18 protein-coding genes are annotated in these 19023 nt (G+C 60.8%); 13 read left to right on the forward strand and 5 right to left on the reverse strand.

Annotated features, from left to right (window positions below; translation table 11 throughout):
- The first annotated feature begins 32 nt into the window (after positions 1-32).
- The 7 genes from ACQY7U_RS12005 to ACQY7U_RS12035 are packed head-to-tail and all read left to right on the forward strand — an operon-like array spanning position 33 to position 7346.
- A complete protein-coding gene (locus ACQY7U_RS12005; protein WP_428644730.1) occupies positions 33-1343 on the forward strand; it encodes an aromatic ring-hydroxylating dioxygenase subunit alpha in 1311 nt (436 codons plus the stop codon).
- Positions 1343-1816 (forward strand): aromatic-ring-hydroxylating dioxygenase subunit beta, encoded by a 474-nt coding sequence (locus ACQY7U_RS12010; protein WP_428644732.1) that lies wholly within the window; start codon positions 1343-1345, stop codon positions 1814-1816. Before ACQY7U_RS12005 ends, ACQY7U_RS12010 begins: the two co-directional genes overlap by 1 nt.
- Positions 1813-3426: an AMP-binding protein gene (locus ACQY7U_RS12015; RefSeq protein ID WP_428644733.1), complete on the forward strand. Its 1614-nt coding sequence runs from the start codon at positions 1813-1815 to the stop codon at positions 3424-3426. The genes ACQY7U_RS12010 and ACQY7U_RS12015 overlap by 4 nt, the downstream gene beginning before the upstream one ends.
- Positions 3426-4601: a thiolase family protein gene (locus ACQY7U_RS12020; RefSeq protein ID WP_428644735.1), complete on the forward strand. Its 1176-nt coding sequence runs from the start codon at positions 3426-3428 to the stop codon at positions 4599-4601. Before ACQY7U_RS12015 ends, ACQY7U_RS12020 begins: the two co-directional genes overlap by 1 nt.
- On the forward strand, positions 4598-5854 hold the full coding sequence (locus ACQY7U_RS12025; RefSeq protein ID WP_428644736.1) for an SDR family NAD(P)-dependent oxidoreductase: 1257 nt from the start codon (positions 4598-4600) through the stop codon (positions 5852-5854). The genes ACQY7U_RS12020 and ACQY7U_RS12025 overlap by 4 nt, the downstream gene beginning before the upstream one ends.
- Positions 5851-6624, forward strand: a complete 774-nt coding sequence (locus ACQY7U_RS12030; protein WP_428644738.1) for a cyclase family protein — start codon at positions 5851-5853, stop codon at positions 6622-6624. The genes ACQY7U_RS12025 and ACQY7U_RS12030 overlap by 4 nt, the downstream gene beginning before the upstream one ends.
- Positions 6621-7346, forward strand: coding sequence for an SDR family NAD(P)-dependent oxidoreductase (locus ACQY7U_RS12035; RefSeq protein WP_428644740.1), 726 nt, complete (start codon positions 6621-6623; stop codon positions 7344-7346). The genes ACQY7U_RS12030 and ACQY7U_RS12035 overlap by 4 nt, the downstream gene beginning before the upstream one ends.
- A gap of 12 nt (positions 7347-7358) precedes the next feature.
- On the opposite strand, the gene ACQY7U_RS12040 is transcribed toward ACQY7U_RS12035, so the two are convergent.
- A complete protein-coding gene (locus ACQY7U_RS12040; RefSeq protein WP_428644742.1) occupies positions 7359-7787 on the reverse strand; it encodes an acyl-CoA thioesterase in 429 nt (142 codons plus the stop codon).
- Between the two features lie 395 nt (positions 7788-8182).
- Here ACQY7U_RS12040 and ACQY7U_RS12045 point away from each other — a divergent pair, with 395 nt between their 5' ends.
- The 3 genes from ACQY7U_RS12045 to ACQY7U_RS12055 are packed head-to-tail and all read left to right on the forward strand — an operon-like array spanning position 8183 to position 11057.
- Positions 8183-9199, forward strand: coding sequence for a TRAP transporter substrate-binding protein (locus tag ACQY7U_RS12045; protein WP_428644744.1), 1017 nt, complete (start codon positions 8183-8185; stop codon positions 9197-9199).
- Positions 9200-9253: 54 nt separating this feature from the next.
- Positions 9254-9751 carry a TRAP transporter small permease gene (locus ACQY7U_RS12050; RefSeq protein WP_428644746.1) on the forward strand — a complete coding sequence of 166 codons (498 nt, stop codon included), beginning with the start codon at positions 9254-9256 and terminating at the stop codon, positions 9749-9751.
- A complete protein-coding gene (locus ACQY7U_RS12055; RefSeq protein WP_428644748.1) occupies positions 9744-11057 on the forward strand; it encodes a TRAP transporter large permease in 1314 nt (437 codons plus the stop codon). Before ACQY7U_RS12050 ends, ACQY7U_RS12055 begins: the two co-directional genes overlap by 8 nt.
- A gap of 5 nt (positions 11058-11062) precedes the next feature.
- Here the strand turns inward: ACQY7U_RS12055 and ACQY7U_RS12060 are convergent, their stop codons facing one another.
- Entirely contained in the window at positions 11063-11764 is a 702-nt protein-coding gene (locus tag ACQY7U_RS12060) for an IclR family transcriptional regulator (RefSeq protein ID WP_428644749.1), read from the reverse strand.
- Positions 11765-11981: 217 nt separating this feature from the next.
- Here ACQY7U_RS12060 and ACQY7U_RS12065 point away from each other — a divergent pair, with 217 nt between their 5' ends.
- The gene (locus ACQY7U_RS12065; RefSeq protein WP_428644751.1) at positions 11982-14363 is read left to right on the forward strand and encodes a cytochrome P450/oxidoreductase; all 2382 of its coding nucleotides are present in this window, start codon (positions 11982-11984) and stop codon (positions 14361-14363) included.
- Between the two features lie 193 nt (positions 14364-14556).
- Here ACQY7U_RS12065 and ACQY7U_RS12070 read toward each other — a convergent pair whose 3' ends face one another.
- From ACQY7U_RS12070 to ACQY7U_RS12080, 3 genes are all read right to left on the reverse strand, one after another.
- The gene (locus ACQY7U_RS12070) at positions 14557-14733 is read right to left on the reverse strand and encodes a hypothetical protein (protein WP_428644752.1); all 177 of its coding nucleotides are present in this window, start codon (positions 14731-14733) and stop codon (positions 14557-14559) included.
- Complete coding sequence (locus tag ACQY7U_RS12075) at positions 14733-15308, reverse strand: YcjF family protein (RefSeq protein ID WP_428644754.1); 576 nt, start codon at positions 15306-15308, stop codon at positions 14733-14735. The genes ACQY7U_RS12070 and ACQY7U_RS12075 overlap by 1 nt, the downstream gene beginning before the upstream one ends.
- Before the next feature lie 99 nt (positions 15309-15407).
- Positions 15408-16529, reverse strand: a complete 1122-nt coding sequence (locus ACQY7U_RS12080) for a prohibitin family protein (protein WP_428644756.1) — start codon at positions 16527-16529, stop codon at positions 15408-15410.
- 282 nt (positions 16530-16811) lie between these two features.
- On the opposite strand from ACQY7U_RS12080, the gene ACQY7U_RS12085 reads away from it, so the two are divergent.
- Both ACQY7U_RS12085 and ACQY7U_RS12090 read left to right on the forward strand, forming a co-directional pair.
- Positions 16812-17483 carry a class I SAM-dependent methyltransferase gene (locus ACQY7U_RS12085; protein WP_428644758.1) on the forward strand — a complete coding sequence of 224 codons (672 nt, stop codon included), beginning with the start codon at positions 16812-16814 and terminating at the stop codon, positions 17481-17483.
- 198 nt (positions 17484-17681) lie between these two features.
- Entirely contained in the window at positions 17682-19022 is a 1341-nt protein-coding gene (locus ACQY7U_RS12090; protein ID WP_428644762.1) for an NtaA/DmoA family FMN-dependent monooxygenase, read from the forward strand.
- The last annotated feature ends 1 nt before the right edge of the window (position 19023 follow it).

Consider the following 19023-nt stretch of genomic DNA (forward strand, 5'->3'; position numbering starts at 1 on the left):
CCCTAAGTTTTCGCATTCCTGGGAGGAGCAACATGCGAACGGCCAGTGAAATCGCCGCCCTGTTTACCGGGCCGCAGGTCCACCGGGACGTTTATACAAGCCCGGAAATCTACCGGCTGGAAATGCAGCACCTGTTTGCGAACACCTGGGTGTTCGTTGGCCATGAAAGCCAGACGCCGAACAAGGGGGACTATTTCACAACCCAGATCGGCGACCAACCGGTCATCCAGGTGCGTCACTCCGACGGCGAGATCTACGTCCTGCACAATCGTTGCCCGCACAAGGGCACCAAGATCGCGATCGACCGGGAAGGCAATACGGGCAAGTTCTTCCGCTGCCCCTATCACGCCTGGTCGTTCAAGACGGATGGCTGCCTGCTCGCTATCCCTTTGAAGAAAGGCTACGAGGACACCGGATTTTCCGAGACCGAGAATGCCAAGGGCATGGCATCGGTCGGCGCCGTTCGCAATTACCGGGGCTTTGTCTTTGCCCGCCTCGCTGCGGAGGGCATCGCGTTTGAAGACTATTTCGGCGACAGCCTCAGCTCGATCGACAACATGGTCGACCGCTCGCCGGAAGGGCGGCTGGAGGTTGCGGGGCCGCCGCTGCGCTACATGCACAAGTGCAACTGGAAAATGCTGGTCGAAAACCAGACCGACACCTGCCACCCGATGGTCGCCCACGAAAGTTCGGCCGGTACGGCGGTGAACATCTGGAAGGAGATGGGCAACCCGGAACCGCGCCCGCCCGCGATGGAAATCATCGCACCTTTCATGTCGCCTTACGAGTTTTTCGAGAAGATGGGGATCCGGACCTGGCCGAACGGTCACGGACATACCGGTGTCCATCATTCGATCCACTCGGACTATTCCGCCATACCCGGATATTTCGAGGCCCTGAGCGAGGCCCATGGCGAGGAGCGGGCCAAGGAGATCCTCGGCGAGAACCGGCACAACACGGTCTATTTCCCGAACATCATGATCAAGGGACCGATCCAGCAGCTCAGGAATTTTATTCCCCTCGGTCCCGACAAGACGCTGGTGGAAAGCTACATCTACCGGCTGGTCGGCGCTCCGGACGAGCTTCTGGCGCGAACCGCCATGTACAACCGCATGATCAATGCGCCGACCTCCATGGTCGGTCACGACGACCTGGAAATGTACGAGCGGGCCCAGGAAGGCCTCATGTCGAATGGCATGGAATGGGTCAACGTTCAGCGCCTGATGACCGGCGAAGAGGATTTCAGCCAGGAGGCGGTGGAAAACGGCACCACGGAACGCCAGATGCGCAACCAGTTCGACGCCTGGGTGAAGTTCATGACAGCCACGATGGAGGATGCGTGATGACGGTATCCAGGGAAGAGGTCATCGACTTCATCTACGACGAGGCAAGGATGCTGGACGAGGGGCGCTATGACGAATGGCTGGCGCTCTGGCTCGAGGACGGTCACTACTGGATGCCGCTCGACTACAAGCAGACCGATCCGCATCTGGTGACCTCGCTGCTCTATGAGGACATGTTCATGCTGCGCCTGCGCGTGGAACGGCTGAACGGCGCCAGAACCTTCAGCCAGAAGCCGAAAAGCCGCTGCCATCACGTGATCCAGCGTCCCTTCATCGACGAAATGGAAGGCGATCGCATCGTAACCAACACGTCGATGCATTATGTCGAAACGCGTCTCGACGAGCAGTTCCTTCTGGCCCTGACCGCACGACATGAACTTGCGGTCGTCGACGGAGCCATCAGGATTGCCAACAAGCGGGTCGATATCCTCAATTGCGACGCCGCCTTCGGCAATATCCAGCTGCTGCCATGACTGCATCAAAACCTGCGACGGTTTATGAAGCCTTTGCCGCGACGGTCGGGAAATACCCGGACCGCCCGTTGCTCAATGTCCTGCCCGGGACGGCGGAGCTTTACGGCATTTCGGCCGGTGAAGTGAGTTACCGCGAGGCCATGGAAGACGTGGACCGCATCGCGGAAAGGCTGACGGCAGCCGGGTATGGCTCCGGCATGCGCGTTGCCCTGCTTCTGGAAAACCGGCCTTCCTTTTTCCTCTATTGGCTGGCGGTTAACCGCCTCGGCGGGTCCGTGGTGCCGATCAACCCGGATCTGAGGGCCGCGGAGCTGGAATATCTCATCGGCCACTCGGAGCCCGCGCTGATCGTGGCAATCGCTGGCCGTCATGAAGAGCTTGAAGCGGCAATTGTTGCCGCCGGTATCTCGGCCAGGGTAATTGCCCCCGGAGACGCGATCCCCGGACCGCGAGCCGATGCAGTGACCGCGCGTCCCCTGGAAGGCGAGGCCCGCGAGGCGGCGATCCTCTACACCTCAGGCACGACCGGCAAGCCGAAGGGCTGCGTGCTGCCAAATGCCTACTTCCTGCTCGCCGGTGACTGGTATGCCAATGTGGGAGGACTGGCGAAGCTGACGGAAAGTGGTGAGCGCATGATCACGCCGCTGCCGGTCTTTCACATGAATGCCATGGCCTATTCCTTCATGGCGATGGTCACCGTCGGCGGCTGCCTGACTGTCCTGGACCGGTTTCACCCGCGCCGGTGGTGGTCCGATGTGGCGGCGTCAAAGGCAACGTGCCTGCACTATCTGGGCGTCATGCCCTCCATGCTGATGGGCTTCGAGCCGTCGCCGGAAGACCGCGCACATGAAGTGCGGTTCGGCTTCGGGGCCGGGGTCGACCCGAAACTGCAGGTGGCCTTCGAGGAGCGCTTCGGCTTTCCGCTGGTCGAAGCCTGGGCCATGACGGAAACCGGCGCCGGGGCCGTCATCGCCGCTTCCGGTGAAGACCGGCTCGTCGCTCAGGCAAGCATCGGCAAGCCGGAGCCAAGCGTCGAATTCCGGATCATCGACGACAACGGTAGGCAAGCCGCTCAAGGCGAATTGCAGGTGCGCCGCGCGGGCTCTGACCCGCGTTACGGCTTCTTCTCCGAATACTACAAGGACGCGGCCGCAACCGAGGAAGCCTGGGAGGGGGGCTGGTTCCACACCGGTGACATCGTGCGCCGGGGCGCGGACGGCAACCTGTTCTTTGTCGACCGCAAGAAGAACGTCATCCGGCGGTCGGGTGAAAACATTGCCGCTGTGGAAGTGGAATCGATCCTGATGCGCCATCCCGACATCGAGGCCGCCGGTGTCGCCCCGGTGCCCGACCCCGTGCGCGGGGACGAGGTTTTTGCCTGCCTGAAGGTGAAAGACCCGAGCAGGCAGAAGGCGGAAGCGATCACGCTCTGGAGCCTGGAACAGATGGCCTATTACAAGGCGCCCGGCTACATCGCCTTTGTCGACAAGCTGCCCCTGACCCCGACCCAGAAGATCCAGCGGGCGGCCCTGAAGGAAATGGCGGTTCGTCTTCTGGACAATCCGGATACAATCGTCACCGGTCATTTGAAGAAGCGGCAGGCCAGTTGATGGGAAAACGCCAGAGCTACGAGGGTGTCGCGATCACCGCACCGGTCTCGATCCCCTACCAGCGCTACTCCATAGAGACAGCTCACTGGTGGATCGCAAAGGCGTTGCGCGGATCGCTTGAGGTCGCCGGTCTGAAGCCCGCCGATCTGGACGGGTTTTCCGTGGCGAGCTTCACGCTGTTTCCCGATACCGCGGTCGGCTTGAGCCAGCACCTCGGGCTTTGTCCGAGATGGCTGGATCACATTCCCATGGGCGGGGCCAGCGGTGTCGTCGCCCTGCGCCGGGCGGCCCGCGCGGTTCAGGCGGGAGATGCGGACATCGTCGCCTGTATTGCGGGCGACACCAACCACATCGACAGTTTCCGGAACATGTTGTCGAGCTTTTCCCGTTTCGCCCAGGACGCCTCGTATCCTTATGGCTACGGCGGCCCGAATGCCAATTTCGCGCTTCTGACCGACCGCTACATGCAGGAATACGGTGCGACGCGGGAAGATTTCGGCCGGATCTGCGTGGCGCAGCGCACGAACGCGCTGAGCAGTCCGAACGCGGTCATGAAGAAACCGCTGACGCTCGAGCAGTATCTGGAGGCCCGTCCGATCGCCGATCCGATTGCGCTCTTCGACTGCGTCATGCCTTGCGCGGGGTCGGAGTGTTTTCTCGTCATGTCCGTCGAGGAAGCAGAGCGCCGGAATCTGCCCTATGCGGTGATCGGTGGAACCATCGAGCGACACAACGCCCATGCCGACGATCCCGTCCAGCTGCGTGGCGGCTGGACGCTCGACATCGACGAGCTTTATGAAATGGCCGGTTGTACGCCGGACGACATCGACCTGCTGCAGACCTACGACGACTATCCCGTCATTTCGATGATGCAGATGGAAGACCTGGGGTTTTGCGCCAAGGGGGAGGGGCCCGCCTTCGTGCGCAGCCATGACCTGACGATAAGCGGAGACTTTCCGCACAACACCTCCGGCGGACAGTTGTCCGGAGGGCAGGCGGGGGCCGCCGGAGGTTTCATTGGACTGGTGGAGGCGCTTCGCCAGGTTCTGGGAAGCGCCGGAGGCACGCAGGTGAAGAATGCGGCAACCGCCATGGTGTCCGGTTTCGGCATGATCAATTATGACCGCGGCGTCTGCACAAGCGCGGCGATCCTGAAGACGGGGGTCAAGGCATGACCGAACCGCTTCAACCGCCGTCAAAGAAAAACCCGCAAAAGCGGACGCCATCTCCGATGCGGCCGCCCGAAGCCCGCTCCCGCGCCGCGCTCGGCCTGACGGCAGCCGCCGCGGAAGGCCGCTTTGCCCTTCAGGTCTGCGAGGAATGCAACACGGTGCAATATCCGCCGCGCGATGCCTGCCGGGCGTGCCTGTCGACCGGCCTCAACTGGCAGGATGTCTCTCCCGCCGGCAGACTGCTGGCGGAGACGACTGTGCGCACCTCCACGAAGCTCTATTTCCGCGAGCGGATGCCCTGGCGCATGGGCTCGGTCCAGCTCGAGGCCGGTCCTGTCGTCCTTTGCCATGTCCATGGCGACTGCGAGCAGGGCGGTGATGTTACGATTTTGAACCGTTTGGACGCCTCCGGTCAGGGCGTCCTGCTGGCGGTGCCAAGGGACAGGAAGAACCATATGGAAGACGATCCGCAGATGCGCGCCCTTTCCGCCGATCCCAAGCATCGCCGCATCCTGATCACCGATCTCAGAAACCCGAATACGCCAGCGCTCGTGACGGCCTTGCTTGGCGCCGGTGCCGCCGCCGTCTTTGTCGGCGAATCTGAAAGCTGGCGTCCGCACCCCAATCGCGATGCACTCTCAAGCCTTGAAAAGGTGAGCCTGGTGCCGCTCGACGTCACCGACACGTCCTCGGTCGAAAGGCTGGCCGGCGAAATCGGCGGCAAGACCGATATCCTCATCAACAATGCGCGTTTCCTGCGCCCCGGCGGCGTTCTGGAGCGGGGTGATACCGGCTTCGCGCGCGAGGAAATGGAGACAAATTATCTCGGCCTGATGCGCCTCGCTCAGGCCTTTGGTCCGGGCATGTGTGCTCGCACCAACGACGGCGTCAATTCGGCGGTCGCCTGGGTGAACATCCTGTCCGTCTTTGCCCTGTCGAACACGCCGGATTTCGGCTGCTTTTCCGCCTCCAATGCCGCGGCTTTCTCGCTCAGCCAGTCCCTGCGCGGCGAATTCCGCGCGTCAGGTCTCAGGGTGATGACCGTCTTCGCCGGACCGGACGATGACGACTGGCACCAGCCGTTGCCACCGCCAAAGGTCACGGCGAATGCCTTGGCGAAAGCCGTGGTCGGCGGACTGCAGCAGGGCCTTGAGGATGTCTGGTGCGGCGACGTCGCCAAGGAAATCCGCGAGCGCTGGCGGCGGGATCCGAAGGTTCTGGAACGGGAACTCACGCAAGGGGGAGAGGGCGCATGAACGGCCTGGAAACGCTGGTCTCCGGTCTCGCTTCCGGAGCGGTGAGGATCGTCGACCTGACCCACACGCTCGATCCCGATTTTCCGGTGATCGTCCTGCCGCCCGAATTCGGCCAATGCGCGCGCTTCCGGATGGAGGAAATCAGTGCCTACGATCACCGGGGCCCTGCCTGGAAGTGGCACAACATCTCCATGAGCGAACACACGGGCACGCATTTCGATGCACCCTGCCACTGGATTTCGGGCAAGGACGTGCCCAACGGTTCCGTCGACGAGATCCCGGCAGACGCCTTCGTCGGTCCCGTTGTGGTGATCGATTGCTCCGAAGGGGCCACGGAGAAGGACGATTTCGAGCTGACGCCGGAGATCATTCAGGCCTGGGAACAGGACCATGGCCGCGTTCCGGAAGATGCCTGGGTGCTGATGCGGACCGACTGGTCGAAGCGCAGCGGTGCGGGTTATCTGAACATGCGCGAGGACGGACCGCATTCGCCGGGGCCGACGCCGGAGGCCGTCCGCTTTCTGATCGAGGAACGCAACATTCGCGGCTTCGGTACCGAGACGGTCGGCACGGACGCCGGCCAGGGCGCGCATTACGTACCACCCTATCCGGCGCATTATTACCTGCACGGTGCTGGCAAATACGGGCTGCAATGTCTTGCCAATCTGGACCAGCTTCCGGCAACCGGCGCCGTCCTGATCGCGGCTCCCCTGAAAATCAAGAATGGAACCGGCAGCCCGCTTCGGGTTCTGGCAATGGTGACGGAATGAGTGACTTTACTGCGGTCATCACCGGAGGCAACAAGGGGATCGGCGCGGATCTCGCCGACAGGCTTCTGGAGCAAGGCTATTCGGTCGTCTCCGTGGCGCGCTCCGCTCCGGAAAAAGCCCATCCGAAGCTGCATTCGGTGGAAGCGGATCTGCTCGAACCGGAAGCCGTCTCGAAAGCTGCTGAAACGATCGCGGCGGAGTTCGATGTCACGCATCTCGTTCACAATGCCGGCCTGATCTGGCCCAACCTGGTCGAGGATGCCAAGCCGGAGGACATCACCGGTCTGGCGCAACTGCATCTGGGATCGGTGCTGACGCTCCTGCAGGCGGCCTTGCCGGGCATGAAGGCACGCAGGTTCGGCCGCGTCATGTTCAACGCCTCCCGGGCGGCGCTGGGAGCACCGACACGCACCGCCTACAGCGCGAGCAAGGCCGGCATGATCGGAATGGCGCGCACCTGGGCCCTGGAGCTTGCCCCCCATGGCATCACCGTCAACGTGGTCGCCCCCGGGCCGATCCTGACCGACAACTTCTGGGGCATAGTCGAAAAGGACAGTCCGCAGCAGGAGGCGCTTGCCAAACGCATTCCCGTCGGACGGATCGGCACCGTCCGCGACGTCACCAACGCCTTCCTGTTCTTCTGCAATCCGGAAAACAGCTTTGTCACCGGCCAGACGCTCTACGTCTGTGGCGGCGCCAGCGTCGGGACGCTGACGATATAGAGCATATTCCGTTCAACTGTCCGGGTTGACCGGCTGTATGCAGGCGAGCAGGGCCGCCTTCACGTCTTCCGGCCAGGGGATCGACGTATGTTCGTCCAGATTGCTGGCGGCAAGCACCTGCGTGCTAGACCAGCGCTTCTGCCCCTTGCAGCTGATCTCGTGATGCAGGGTGACCGAGGACCGGCCGACGCGCTTGACGGTGACCTCGAACTCCAGTTCTTCACCGAAGAAGGACGGGCTCGAGAAGTCGCTGGAAAGGTGAACGGTCGGCGTGCCCCAGCGCTCCTCCCAGATGATCTTGTGCCAGGGAAAGCCCAGATGCAGCCAGAACTCCTCGTTCACACCGTTCAGGATGTTGAGATAGGAAGGGAAATAGGCGGTTCCGGAGATATCGCAATCGCCAAAATTGAGCATGCGCTTGGTTTTAAAAGGGATTTCCAATTTTTTCCTCCAAAATGATTGTCCGGACATACAACGGCATGTTTGCCGGGTGCGCAAGAATTGAAAAGCGATGACATTTGTGTTTGCATTAATCGTCCGGTCGGTCAATAATACGGGCTACGGAACGTAGGAGGAAATTCGAACGAGAGATGGTAGCCTGGCTGCTGATTAACCGCTTAAAGTAACGGAAAGACTGCGTTTTCATTGCCTGGCGGCAAATCGTGTCCAGCGCTTCCGGTTGAGGTCTCTCGTTTGTGGACTCTTCGCAGGCTGTGAAAAATACATGCAGTTTCATATTTCTTGACAGGCAGCCTGGTAGAAGGGAAGAATTGATTTTGGGTCTCGGGCGAGGAGGAACGCCTGGAAATGAGAGACACATTCCGAGGGAGAGGAAAATGAATTCGATTTTAAAGCTTGTCGGCGCGACCGCCGTGTCACTGTGCCTGAGCGCGTCCGCGCTTTCGGCCGAAACCGTCCTGAAAATCTCTAGCTGGCTGCCGCCTACCCATGGCATCAACACCGAGATCTTTGCCGGCCTGATCAAGGACATGGAAGAGGCTACCGGCGGCGAAGTCACCGGCGAGCTGGTCTTCGGCCTCGCACCGCCCCCGGCGCAGATGGATCTGATCCTGGATGGCGCCGCCGATATCGCGATCATTTTCCACGGTTACCAGCCGGGCCGTTTCGTGGCGACCAAGCTGATCGAGCTGCCGGGCTACGAGGGCAATGCGGAGGCCGCCTCCGTTGCCTACTGGCGCGTCCATGAAAAATACCTTGCACAGTTGAACGAACATCGTGGCGTCAAGGTCATTTCCCTGAATACCCACGGACCGGGACAGATCCATTCCAGCAAGGAAGTCGCCGGCCTTGCCGACATGAAGGACCTGAAGACCCGTATCGGCGGTGGTGTTGCCGGTGACGTGGGTGCGTCCCTCGGCCTGATCGGCATCAACGTTCCGGCTCCCAAGGTTTATGAAACGCTGGAATCGGGTGCCGCCGATGCGGTGGCCATGAACGTCGGCGAGCGTGTCGGCTTCAAGCTGAACGAAGTCGCCAAGTATCTCTATGACATGCCGGGCGGGCTCTATCGCGGCTCCTTCGCCATCATCATGAGCCAGGAAAAGTTCGACAGCCTGCCGGAGGATGTCCAGAAGGCGCTGGACGGGCAGGTCTTCGGCGAACCGGCCAGCCGCAAGGCAGGCGCAGCCTGGGACAAGTCCGACAAGATCGCCTATGAGGCGACCCGGAACGCCGAGGGAACCAAGATCACTCCGGCAAGCGACGCTGACATCACCGCCTTCAAGGCGATTGCCAAGGAGGTCACGGACAAGGTTCTGGCCGAGTTGCAGGACGCCGGGGTGGACGCACAGGCCGCCTATGAAATGGTCAAGAAGGAAATGGCCGCCAACTAACCGGATCCGGCGGTCCGGTTTTCACCGGACCGCCGGCAGCTGAAGGAACTGGACGTGTCCCGTCTTCTCAAGTTTGCGGTTCGCCTGCCGGCCCTGCTTGCTTCGCTCGCCCTGTTCGTCCTGATGGTGATGACGTTCTGCGACGTGGTTCTGCGATCCGTCTTCAACGCACCGATCGAAGTCGCCGCCGACATGACGCGCCTCCTGATGGCGATCATGGTCTTCTCCGTCCTGCCGGTCGTGTCCGCTCACGGCGGCCATATCTGTGTCGACCTCACGGACGGTTTCTTCAAGCGGGTCGGGCTGACGCGCTGGCGCAATGCCTTTACCGACCTCTTTTGCGGCCTGATCCTGATCCTGCCGGCAAAGCGCATCTTTGATCTTGCCGAGCGCAGCCGCTCCTACGGCGACGTCATGGAGTATCTGCGCCTGCCGTTGCACTATGTCGGCTGGTTCATCGCCGCCGTGACCGCAATTACCGCCGTAGTCCTGATTGTCCGCGGACTCGGCCATGTCTTCGCACCGAAATTGATGAGCTCATCGCATGCTTGAAGGTCTTCTCGGATTCGCAGCGGTTCTGGCCCTCGTGATGCTGCGCATTCCCATCGCCTTTGCCATGGGCTTCGTCGGCATGATCGGCTTCATGTTCGAATCCGGATACCGGGCCTCGATCTCCATGACGGCAAGGCTGATCATCGATACCAGCCAGGACTACGGCCTGTCGGTCGTGCCGCTGTTCATTCTCATGGGACTGTTTGTAAACAAGGCCGGCATCAGCCGGGAGCTCTACGCCGCCTCCAATGCCTTTCTCGGACATTTCCGCGGCGGGCTGGCGATGGCGACCATCGTCGCCTGCGGTGGCTTTGCCGCCATCTCCGGATCCTCGCTGGCAACCGCCGCGACCATGTCCAAGGTCGCCATGCCCGAAATGCGCCGGTTCGGCTACAGCGACAAGCTGTCGACCGCCTCGATTGCCGCTGGCGGCACGCTCGGCATTCTGATCCCGCCCTCGGTCATCCTGGTGATCTACGGCCTTTTGACCGAAACCTCGATCGGCAAGCTGTTCGTGGCAGGTGTCATTCCCGGGCTTCTGGGCGTGCTGCTTTACCTGGCCGCCGTGCGCTTCACCGTCTGGCGTGACCCGGAGGCGGGTCCAGCCGGAACGCGGGCGACCATGAGGGAAAAACTGGCCTCCCTGAAGGATGTCTGGGCTGTGCTGCTGCTGTTCTTCCTGGTCATCGGCGGGCTTTACGGCGTGTTCGACGTGGAACCGCTCAACCTGAGTTTCTCGCCGACCGAAGCCGCCGGCATGGGGGCCATGGGGGCGTTTCTGATTGCCCTGGCGCGCCGGCGCCTGTCGCTGGCCGATACGCTCGAAGCCCTGCGGGAGACCGCGATGACGGCGGCAAGCCTGTTCGCGGTTCTGATCGGCGCGTGGATCTTTTCCAATTTCGTCAATATCGCCGGCCTGCCCGCTGCCCTCAGCAATCTGGTGACTGCCTACAATCTGGCGCCCTGGATGGTCATGGGGCTGATCCTGCTGATCTACATCGCTCTCGGCTGCGTGTTCGAAAGCCTCTCAATGCTGCTCCTGACGGTGCCTATCTTCTTTCCGCTCGTCACGGGACTTGGTTACAACCCGATCTGGTTCGGCATCATCGTTGTTGTCGTAACGGAAATCAGCCTGATCACCCCGCCGGTGGGCCTCAATGTGTTCGTGCTCAGGGCCATGGTCGGCGATGTCTCCACGGGCACCATCTTCAGGGGGGTGACCCCGTTCTGGATGGTGGACATCCTGAGGCTGATCATCCTGTTGACGCTGCCGGGGCTTGTCCTGTTGCTGCCAAACCAGATGTAGGCGCTTTAGCCGCCCAGATGCCTGGAGATTTGCGCCGCGCAGGCGATGACGCGCGGCGCAACCGTCTCCGTGTCCAGATCGTCGAGGGCGACCACACCGATAGAGGCCTCGAGGGCAGCATGCTTTTGCCTGGAAAAAAGCACCGGTGAGGCAATGCCGACGGCGCCGCGCTGAAGCTGTCCCCTCGTGATGCTGAACCCATCCCGCCTTGCCTGGCGCACCGCGTCCGCGTCGTCCGGCCTTTCCGGTCGTCCGGCAAGGATCGCAATCCCGGCCGCCCCGAGGTCGAGCGGGTGACGGCTGCCAACCCGGTAACCGACACGGATCAGGCCCGAAGACGATTCGGCAACCAGAACGGCGACGGCGTCCCTGCCGCGCGCCACCGACAGGAAGGCTGTTGCCCGGGTTTCCTCGGCCAACTCATGCAGCAAAGGCTCCGCGAAAGACCGCAATTGCGGCTCCAGATTGGCGGCCAGCGCCAGGATAGCGCCTCCCAGAAAGACATTTCCGTTCGCCGCGCGCGCGACGAAGGAATCCGCCTCGAGTGTCGCAACCAGCCGGTAGGCGATCGCGCGGTCGACCTGCAGTTTTTCCGCCAGTTGGGCAATGGAGAGCCCGTCCGGATGATCGGCGACGAGCGTGATCGTCTCCATGCCTCTGCGCAGGGTCTGCAGAAGGTTGGTTTTTGACTCTTTTCGTTTGTCCACAAAGGGTCTCCGCTTCGGGAAAAGACTTCCGGCTGGCTCTCGGTTCCGCGGGTTTGCCACAAGGGAACCTGTGCCGTCCACTCAATGGTTTTCTTGCCATGGCCCCTGTGCCGTGCGGATGCCGGGGCGCAGGCTTGACGGCACCGCCAAAGACTGCATTATTACTATATCGCACTAATTTGTGCGTTATAAGTAAAAATTTCATTGGGAGCAAGAAATGAACCGCCCTGCAAGTTCCGCGGACACTTCGGTTGACGGCAAGACAACGGAGGCCCAACGAACCGGACCGGGAGCAGCGTGCCCGCACGCTGAGAGTGGCGCAGCCCTTGCCAGTGACCAGTGCCCCGTCTCGCAGATGGCCGCCGATTTCGACGCGTTCACCGGCCCCTATCAGGTCGACCCTGCCGAGGCGCTGCGCTGGTCGCGGGACCAGCTGCCCGTTTTCTTCAGCCCCAGGCTCGGCTATTGGGTCGTCAGCCGCTACGACGACATCAAGTCCGTTTTTCGCGACAACATCACGTTCTCGCCCCGCAATGCTCTTGAAAAGATCACCCCCGCGACCCCGGAGGCGATGGAAGTCCTGAAGAGCTACGGCTATGCCATGAACCGCACCATGGTGAACGAGGACGAGCCGGCCCACATGGAGCGGCGCCGGGTGCTGCTGGACCACTTCCTGCCCGAGAACCTTGAAGCCAAGCAGGAGATGGTCCGCAGGCTGACCCGCGAGAAGATGGATGCCTTCATCGACAGCGGCCGGGTCGATCTGGTCGATGCCATGCTCTACGAGGTGCCGCTGAATGTGGCGTTGCATTTCCTCGGTGTTCCGGAAGACGACATCGCCGTCCTGAAGAATTTTTCCGTCGCGCATTCGGTCAATACCTGGGGCAAGCCCACCGACGAGCAGCAGGTTGCCATCGCCCACGATGTCGGCCAGTTCTGGAACTATGCGGGCAAGATCATCGAGAAAATGAAGAAGGAGCCCGAGGGCACCGGCTGGATGCACGAGACGATCCGCAAGAACGCGGAAATGCCGGATGTGGTGCCGGACAGTTACGTGCATTCCATGATGATGGCGATCATCGTCGCGGCCCATGAAACGACGTCGCTGGCGTCCGCCAACATGTTCAAGACGCTGCTCACCCACCGGCAAGCCTGGGAAGACATCTGCGAGGATCCGAGCCTGATCCCGAACGCGGTCGAGGAATGCCTGCGTTATTCGGGCTCCATCGTGGCCTGGCGGCGGCAGACCACGGCCCCGGCACGGGTCGGCGATGTCGACCTGCCCGAAGGGGCCAAGCTGCTCATCGTGCAGGCCTCCGGCAACCAGGACGAACGCCACTTCGAGGATGGCGACAAGTTCGATATCTACCGCGACAATGCCGTCGATCACCTGACCTTCGGCTACGGCAGCCACCAGTGCATGGGCAAGAACATCGGCCGCATGGAAATGCGGATCTTCCTGGAGGAGATGACCCGCCGTCTTCCGCACCTGCGGCTCGCCGACCAGGAGTTCAGCTATCTTGCCAACACCTCCTTCAGGGGGCCGGATCAGGTCTGGGTGGAATGGGACCCGGCAGAGAACCCCGAACGGCAGCAGGCCGGGCGCGCGCGTGAAAATCTTCATTTCCCGGTCGGGGCTCCCTCGCGCCGCAACATCGCCCGCAAGGTGCGCGTGACGGGCGTGCGCAAGGAAGCCGACGGGATCATCGGCTTGTCGCTTGAGGACGCCAAGGGACGGCCCTTGCCGCGCTGGAGTGCCGGAGCCCATATCGAGCTGTGCGTCGGCGATTATGACCGCAAGTATTCGCTTTGCGGCAAACCGGATGCGACCGGCTACGAGATTGCGGTTCTCAGGGAAGACGAGGGCAGGGGCGGCTCGCGGCATATCCACGAGGTCGTTGCCGAGGGAAGGGAACTGCGCCTGCGCGGTCCCAGCAACCTGTTCCGGCTCGACGAGGAGGCCTCGACTTACCTTCTGATCGCCGGCGGCATAGGCATTACCCCGATCCTTGCCATGGCGGACCGCCTCAAGGCTTTGGGCAAGGACTACGCCGTTCATTACAGCGGCCGCTCGCGCCGGACGATGGCGCTTCTGGAACGCCTGGAAAAGGATCATGCCGGACGGGTCACGGTCTACGGCAAGGACGAGGGCCGCAGGGCCGATCTGGCAGCTCTCGTTGCCGGTCTGCCTGAAGGCGGACAGATCTATACCTGCGGGCCGGAGCGCATGATTTCAGCCCTTGAGGATCTGACTGCCGGCCTGCCCGAGGGCACACTGCACTTTGAGCATTTCTCGGCCCATGACACCGGTCTCGATCCGGACAAGGAAACCGCCTTCCAGGTCGAGCTCAAGGATTCCGGCCTGACGCTCGATGTTGCCGCGAACGAGACGCTGCTGGATGCCATTCTCGCCGCCGGGATCGACATTGCCTGCGATTGCCGGGAGGGCCTTTGCGGCAGCTGCGAGGTCGAGGTTCTGGAGGGGGAGATCGATCACCGCGACATGGTGCTGACGCGCGCCGAGCGGGCGGAGAACCGGCGCATGATGTCATGCTGTTCGCGGTCGCAGGCCGGCGGCAAGGTCAAGCTGGCGCTGTAAATCCTGCGGTCTGGTGCCCGGCCCGTAACGTGTTGGTGTGCAGGAAATTTGCCCCGTTCGGAGCCAAAAACCTGCATGCCGTCTTCTTTGCGCCCCTCGTCCGATGCTCCATTCGTGCATCGGGACACGCCTCGACAGCGACGGTTTTCCGGCATCAAGTGGTCCGGCATGAGCGCAATCCGCTCAAGCAGGATCACTTCTGGGATTGATAACCCGCAGGTTCCGTCAGCAACAGAACGACAAACACGAGGACCGGCGTAAAAATCACGCTTGCCAGGAAGCATCCGAAGGAACCGAGGCGGGTGTCCCGTCCCCGGTATCCGACAAGCACGCATAAAAAAAGATAGATGATGAGTGGAGCAACATACATCAGGCGGCTTCCGGCTTGCTTTCCGACATTTCCTCGCCCTTTTTCACCATCTTCCTGAAATGCTCCTTGTAGGCCGCAACTTCAAAGTTGAGGAAATCTCCGCCGGATTCGAAATGTTGCTGGAACACCTTTCCGACGGCAAACGTGAAGGCTCCAAGTGTTGCGCCGGATCCGACAATGCCAATCGCGGTCCCCAGGACCGGGATCGTTTTCATCAAACTCGAGGCGATGAAGGTGCCTGCGCCCACGCCGCCGAGACTTCCGAGCAGTGTCGTTACAGCGGTTTTCGCACGGTTTTCCGAAAAGGGTACGTCATAGATGGCCGCCAGTTTTCGAATAAGGTTCAGCTGGGTGCCGATGGCTGCCACGAGATCGAAGATCGGGACAGGTATGAGCCCGGTCCCCGTGCCGACGATGACATGATCCCGAATGGTTTTTTCAGCTGCCTGCCTGCGTTCTTCCGGGGACATGGGGCTCGTCTCGGTCCGGGTGTCGTCAGCCAGCTTTTCAGCCGCATCGATATTGTCTTCAGGACCTGATTTGGCGGAACTTGTGCGAGTGGACTTCGAGGTCATTTCACAGTTTCCTTTTCCAGCTTGGCAGCAACCGGCTGCTTACTTTGCGTGAGGGTAGCTTGAGATTGCCCTGATTTCAATCTTGCAATCAGGGCGCTATCAATTTCCTGTCTGCGGCTTTTCCGTGTCTTCCTCGGCTGAAGGAGAAGCTGAATTTGTCGAGGCGGTTTCTTCTTCCGAGGTCGTTTCCCGGGTTTCCTGATCGTCTTCCGTCCCGGTCCCGGTCCCAGTCTCGGTCTCGGACGCGCGGGCGGTCGGGAAAAGTTTCGGCAGACTGTTGAAATCGGGCAATCGGTACCGCTGCGGATTGACCGGGGCCGGGGCCGGCAAATCCGGTTGATTGGCAATGTCACTGCCCAGGATAAGCGGGAGCTGGTCCTTGCCGCTTCCCACAATGACGATCTTGCTGTTGTTGGATTGGGCCAGTTCGACCGTTGCCTCGATCCCGCGCCAGGTCAGAAGCTGTGGTGTCAGGGCATCAGCGACAATGGAATAGAAGGTCTGGTAGCCGATCGCGTCAATGCGTTTGCGTTCAGCTTCCTTGCGTGCCTGTTCGAGCACATACTCATAGGCAAGCGCATTCTGCTCTTCGGTCAGCTTTCGGGAAATCGCCTGGTTAAGCGCCTTCGGCAGCTGGATCCGCCGCAGGATGATCCGGTTGAAATTGACCAGATCCTGCCGGTTGGAGCCGATCGTTTGCATGACCTCGGTTTCAAGCCGGCTCAGGTCTACCTGATAAAGTTCATGCGGGTCGTATTTGCCGATGACCGAACGCACGGCCTCTATGGCCTTCGGACGGACATACCTGTCCGCGTATTCCGGACCGATGGTCCGGTGGAGCTTGCCGGCGTTGTTGGCATTGGGGTGATAAAGAATGGAAATGTCGGTCGTGATGCGCAGGCCGTCGGAGGCAAGGCCATGGACGATATCGTCCTGTTTCTGAACGCGGACCTCGTAACGGTATATCCGGTTCCACGGCCACTTGATGTTGATGCCTTCGGTATAGACGAACCGGGTTTCGGTGCCTGTTGTGAGCGTTCTGAAGAGAACGCCGACTTCTCCGGGGCCGATCACAAAGAACGTCAGCGGCCATAGGACAATCGCCAGGAATCCAAGCAGCAGGAGATAGGCGATCGCCTTGTCCGTCCGGCTCATCCTGTGAATCTTGCGCGGCTTTCCTTTCGGCACCTTTGCTTCGACTTCGTCTTCCGCAACGCTCATCCGGTGCTCCCAGGAACTGAAACAGCTCCGCAATTCATTCAACCGGCCTCGCGGTTGGCTCAAACATAAATACAAGAACTCTCAATGCTTTCCGAGTGCCCCTGTCATCCACAATGGCAGCAGAGTTGCAAGAAAATCCCGGTGTGGCAAGCGTGTTTCTTGAGCTAGGCAACGCGTGCAGAATTTGCTTTAGTCCAGGTGTGCCAGCTGGCGCAGCCATCCCGGATGGTTAATCGCGCGGGCCACGAAACCGCGATCGGTTCAGGCGAAAAGGAGCGGTATGTGTCGTCAAACGCAGGGTCGTTCAGTTTTGATCGGAAGGATCTGAGCCGGTTTCTCTTCGACCTTTACGATTACGAACCCAGGTTTCTGCGAAAGCTGATTTCAGCACGTCCCTATGTCTGCCCATTCGAAGATATCGTGCGGCATATCCCGCGGAATGCGAGGGTTCTGGACGTCGGCTGCGGCAACGGCGCGCTTATCGCCATCCTGTTGGCGTCGGGGCGCATCCGCGAGGGGATCGGTTGCGACGTGCATGAGGGGGCACTGGCTTCCGCGCGCAAGGCCGCCGCGAGAACGGGGCCGGGGCAGAAAGTGTCGTTCCGTCAGATCCACGGATTTGAGGAGTTGCCTGACGACCGGTTCGATGTCGTGACCATGGTCGACGTGCTGCACCACATCCCCGAAACGGACCGGGCGCAGGCCATTGCTGAGGCGGTGAAGCGAGTCGGGCCGGACGGGATCTTTTTGTTCAAGGACATGGTGGAGAAACCCTATTGGCGTCGTCTGGCCCACAATATCGACGACCTGATCTTTTCCGGTGAGTGGGTGAAGCAGGTGAAGACCGCCGATGTCGAGGCACAAGTTGGGAATGCCGGCTTCGAACTCATTGAAAGCCTGTGTATTCCAAGAATATTTTACGGAAATACGCTTCGAATCTTTCGAAGACTTTGATGCGCGGTGAAGAAGATGCAATTTTATGGAATTGTGGAGAAAAATTAAGTTTTTTTAGGTGAAAAATCTCTATTTGTTATGTGTTGCCGTTGGGGTTTGAATGTGTAAACTGAATGAATTGCGACTTAAAACAATAGAATACTGCATTCGATATCCTTTCAGGGGGGCGTTTTGAGTTCAAGCGTTGCAAATCGCCAGATGTTCCTTGCGGGATATATATTGGTTCCCGGCAGCCATTATGCCGGCATGTGGCGTCATCCATATAGCGAAACCGATTTTTGCGACCCCGATCTCTTCAAGGATACCGCCGTAACCCTGGAGCGGGGAGGCTTCGACCTCGCCTTCATTCCCGAATCCCTGAGTGTGACGACAGGCCTCAACGACGACTATGAAACCTTCCTGAAACACGGCGCGGTCGGCGCGATTCGGCACGATCCCAACTTGCTGGTTTCGCTGATGGCTTCAGTGACGCGGACACTCGGATTCACTGTTACGCTGTCGACGACCTACATGGAGCCGTACCACCTGGCGCGTACGCTGAGTACGCTGGATCACTTCAGCCGGGGGCGGATTTCCTGGAACGTCGTGACATCGGCCGGTCCGAGCAACGGGCACAATTTTGGTCACTTTCCCAAACTGGTGTCGCCGGAAGCCTACGACAGGGCCGAGGAAACCCTCGAGGTCTGCCGGCAGCTCTGGCGGTCCTGGGAACCCGATGCATTGATTGCCGACAAGGCGGCCGGTCTTTACGCCGACACCGGCAAGATCAGGCCGATCGATCACAGGGGAACGCGATTCACGCTTCGCGGGCCGCTGTCTCTGCCCGCCGGCCCGGACGGGGAACCGATCCTCATGAGTGTCGGTGTCTCTCAACGCGGCCGCGATTTCTCTGCGAAATGGGTCGACGTCGTGTTCGCGATCCAGGCCGACGCGGAGGGAATGAGCGAACTGCGCTCCGATGTTCGCCGGCGTGCTGCCGAACTGGGACGGGATCCGGAAAAGCTCTTTCTGCTGACAGCCGTTCAACCCATTATCGGCGAAACCGAGGCTATCGCGAAGGCGCGTGCCGAATATCTGGACGAACTCATTCATCCGGACGTCGCGATTGCCTTTCTCTCCGGAATGCTCGGGATCGATGCGACCGGTTGCGATCCGGACACTCCCATCGAGGAAGTCCTGGAACTGGCCGCGGGAAAATCTTCGGGCAAGGCGGCGGTGGACGGAGGCGCGGCATTTCCCTGGCTCGACAGGATCCGGGAAGAAGACCGGAACCGGAGCTGGAGCCTGAAGGAAATTGCCGTCCGGATGGCGAGAAGCACGTCAACGCCGCGTCTTGTCGGAACCCCGGAACAGGTGGCTGACCAGCTGGAAGCCTATTTCCTTGCCGGTGCGTGCGACGGGTTCGTGATTACTCCGACTCATTTCCCCGGAAGCTTTGACGAGTTTTCCCGTTCCGTCGTGCCGATACTCCGTAAACGAGGGCATGTGAGAGGAGCGACGCAGGAACCGTTGACGCTCAGGCAAAGGCTTGGGCTGTGAA

Origin of the sequence: Roseibium sp., assembly GCF_050301095.1 — a bacterium.
Taxonomy (GTDB): Bacteria; Pseudomonadota; Alphaproteobacteria; order Rhizobiales; family Stappiaceae; genus Roseibium.

What these genes read in the sequence shown, in the direction of transcription:
- ACQY7U_RS12005 (WP_428644730.1), top strand. Translation starts at nt 33, where the DNA reads ATGCGAACGGCCAGTGAAATCGCCGCCCTGTTTACCGGGCCGCAGGTC.
- ACQY7U_RS12010 (WP_428644732.1), top strand. Translation starts at nt 1,343, where the DNA reads ATGACGGTATCCAGGGAAGAGGTCATCGACTTCATCTACGACGAGGCA.
- ACQY7U_RS12015 (WP_428644733.1), top strand. Translation starts at nt 1,813, where the DNA reads ATGACTGCATCAAAACCTGCGACGGTTTATGAAGCCTTTGCCGCGACG.
- ACQY7U_RS12020 (WP_428644735.1), top strand. Translation starts at nt 3,426, where the DNA reads ATGGGAAAACGCCAGAGCTACGAGGGTGTCGCGATCACCGCACCGGTC.
- ACQY7U_RS12025 (WP_428644736.1), top strand. Translation starts at nt 4,598, where the DNA reads ATGACCGAACCGCTTCAACCGCCGTCAAAGAAAAACCCGCAAAAGCGG.
- ACQY7U_RS12030 (WP_428644738.1), top strand. Translation starts at nt 5,851, where the DNA reads ATGAACGGCCTGGAAACGCTGGTCTCCGGTCTCGCTTCCGGAGCGGTG.
- ACQY7U_RS12035 (WP_428644740.1), top strand. Translation starts at nt 6,621, where the DNA reads ATGAGTGACTTTACTGCGGTCATCACCGGAGGCAACAAGGGGATCGGC.
- ACQY7U_RS12045 (WP_428644744.1), top strand. Translation starts at nt 8,183, where the DNA reads ATGAATTCGATTTTAAAGCTTGTCGGCGCGACCGCCGTGTCACTGTGC.
- ACQY7U_RS12055 (WP_428644748.1), top strand. Translation starts at nt 9,744, where the DNA reads ATGCTTGAAGGTCTTCTCGGATTCGCAGCGGTTCTGGCCCTCGTGATG.
- ACQY7U_RS12065 (WP_428644751.1), top strand. Translation starts at nt 11,982, where the DNA reads ATGAACCGCCCTGCAAGTTCCGCGGACACTTCGGTTGACGGCAAGACA.
- ACQY7U_RS12070 (WP_428644752.1), bottom strand. Translation starts at nt 14,733, where the DNA reads ATGTATGTTGCTCCACTCATCATCTATCTTTTTTTATGCGTGCTTGTC.
- ACQY7U_RS12075 (WP_428644754.1), bottom strand. Translation starts at nt 15,308, where the DNA reads ATGACCTCGAAGTCCACTCGCACAAGTTCCGCCAAATCAGGTCCTGAA.
- ACQY7U_RS12080 (WP_428644756.1), bottom strand. Translation starts at nt 16,529, where the DNA reads ATGAGCGTTGCGGAAGACGAAGTCGAAGCAAAGGTGCCGAAAGGAAAG.
- ACQY7U_RS12090 (WP_428644762.1), top strand. Translation starts at nt 17,682, where the DNA reads ATGTTCCTTGCGGGATATATATTGGTTCCCGGCAGCCATTATGCCGGC.